This is a genomic window from Phyllobacterium sp. NPDC097923, from assembly GCF_044760925.1.
Classification (GTDB): domain Bacteria; phylum Pseudomonadota; class Alphaproteobacteria; order Rhizobiales; family Rhizobiaceae; genus Phyllobacterium; species Phyllobacterium calauticae.
Genome location: NZ_JBIWBL010000002.1, coordinates 700,001 through 702,498, shown reverse-complemented (window position 1 = coordinate 702,498; position 2,498 = coordinate 700,001). Strand labels below are relative to the sequence as shown.

2 tRNA genes and 1 rRNA gene are annotated in these 2,498 nt (G+C 51.4%); all 3 read right to left on the bottom strand.

Going from position 1 to position 2,498, the window contains the following annotated elements:
• A 23S ribosomal RNA gene (locus ACIQWS_RS15835) occupies nucleotides 1–1,931 on the bottom strand; the annotation flags it as partial.
• A gap of 391 nt (nucleotides 1,932–2,322) precedes the next feature.
• Nucleotides 2,323–2,398, bottom strand: a tRNA-Ala gene (locus tag ACIQWS_RS15830).
• A 17-nt stretch (nucleotides 2,399–2,415) separates the two neighbouring features.
• Nucleotides 2,416–2,492 (bottom strand) — tRNA-Ile (locus tag ACIQWS_RS15825).
• Between the last annotated feature and the right edge of the window lie 6 nt (nucleotides 2,493–2,498).

The following is a 2,498-nucleotide window of genomic DNA, read 5'->3' as shown; positions in this document are numbered from 1 at the left end:
TTCAAAGCTTGCACCTCTCCTCTTAACCTTCCAGCACCGGGCAGGCGTCAGACCCTATACGTCGTCTTGCGACTTCGCAGAGCCCTGTGTTTTTGGTAAACAGTCGCTACCCCCTGGTCTGTGCCACCCTCACATACTTGCGTACATAAGGGTCACGCTTCTTCCGAAGTTACGCGTGCAATTTGCCGAGTTCCTTCAACGCAGTTCTCTCAAGCGCCTTGGTATTCTCTACCAGTCCACCAGTGTCGGTTTAGGGTACGGTCTATACGCGGGAGCTATTTCCTGGAACCGCTTCGAAGCCCTTCCAATCCAATAAGGAAGAACAACATACGCGATCCGTCACTACCCGCAGGCCCACGAATATTAACGTGGTTCCCATCGACTACGCCTTTCGGCCTCGCCTTAGGGGCCGGCTAACCCTGCTCAGATTAACTTTAAGCAGGAACCCTTGGACTTTCGGCGAGGGAGTCTCTCACTCCCTTTATCGTTACTCATGTCAGCATTCTCACTTCTGATACCTCCAAGAGCCCTCACGGGTCTCTCTTCAACGGCTTACAGAACGCTCCGCTACCACTTGCCTATTGCTAAGCAAATCCACAGCTTCGGTGTATGGCTTTAGCCCCGGTACATTTTCGGCGCAAAGACCCTTATTTAGACCAGTGAGCTGTTACGCTTTCTTTAAATGATGGCTGCTTCTAAGCCAACATCCTGGTTGTTTTGGGATCCTCACATCCTTTCCCACTTAGCCATAACTTAGGGACCTTAGATGGTGGTCAGGGTTGTTGCCCTCTTCACGACGGACGTTAGCACCCGCCGTGTGTCTGCCGATTAGTACTCTTCGGTATTCGGAGTTTGGTTAGGTTTGGTAAATCGGTGAGATCCCCTAGCCCATCCAGTGCTCTACCCCCGAAGGTATTCGATCGACGCTCTACCTAAATAGATTTCGCGGAGAACCAGCTATCTCCAAGTTTGATTGGCCTTTCACCCCTAGCCACAAGTCATCCCAATCTATTGCAACAGATGCGGGTTCGGTCCTCCAGTAAGTGTTACCTTACCTTCAACCTGCTCATGGCTAGATCACTTGGTTTCGGGTCTAATCCGACGAACTGAACGCCCTGTTCAGACTCGCTTTCGCTGCGCCTACACCTACCGGTTTAAGCTTGCTCGTCAGACTAAGTCGCTGACCCATTATACAAAAGGTACGCTGTCACCCAGAACAAATCTTGGGCTCCAACTGTTTGTAGGCATTCGGTTTCAGGATCTCTTTCACTCCCCTTGTCGGGGTGCTTTTCACCTTTCCCTCACGGTACTGGTTCGCTATCGGTCATGCACGAGTACTTAGGCTTGGAGAGTGGTCTCCCCATGTTCAGACAGGATTTCACGTGTCCCGCCCTACTCAAGGACTTTTATTCGCATTACGTGTACGGGACTATCACCCACTTCGGTCACCCTTTCCAAGGTGTTCCACTTGTCTCATAAAAGCCACTGGCCTGGTCCGCGTTCGCTCGCCACTACTTACGGAGTCTCGTTTGATGTCCTTTCCTCCGGGTACTTAGATGTTTCAGTTCCCCGGGTTCGCTTCTAACCCCTATGTATTCGAAAGTTAGATACCTTATTTTGATATCTAGAAAGTTGAAGTGTTCTTCCCTCACGCACGTACCGCCCTTTCAGGGCTGTGCTCCGGGAGGGCGCGGCATAAGCCGCGACGACCTAGCGGTCTGTATGGGTGCCTCCTTTTGAGAAACAAACCAAAACAGCGCTTCATCGTTCCAACAGTTCAAATTTTCTAGATATCTAAGGTGGGTTTCCCCATTCGGAAATCGTCGGATCAAAGGGTATTCGCACCTCCCCGACGCTTATCGCAGCGTATCACGTCCTTCATCGCCTGTGCATGCCAAGGCATCCACCAAATGCCCTTAAGACACTTGATCATTCTCATTGCCAATATCCATCCTTGCCTTCTCGAACATTTCGCCGCCATGGGGGATACCAATGGACAACCAAACATTCAGCAACAATCGATTTGACAAAAAAGACCAGCTTCTCGAGATAAATCCGATGGCTCTGCGGTTAAGCGGCCAATCCTCTGCAAGGGCTTTTGATGAGCATCCCTTGCGACATTTTCCAGCGTTCATGGCCCGAAGGCCGGCGGACCCGCACCAGAAGGTGCAAACCCTTGAACATCCGGAACAATCCGAATTTATCTTCTCTTCACGATTTCATACAGAACAGGCAACCGAAAGGCTCAAAGCCTCACAAGCTGCAAACTTGCTTCTTCTCTCACATGACATGTGCCTTCGCATCGTCCATCTCCAAAACCTTTGGTGGAGGCGGACGGGATCGAACCGACGACCCCCTGCTTGCAAAGCAGGTGCTCTCCCAGCTGAGCTACGCCCCCGTAAAGGTATGGGAATATGGTGGGCCTGGGAGGACTTGAACCTCCGACCTCACGCTTATCAAGCGCGCGCTCTAACCAACTGAGCTACAAGCCCGAAAGC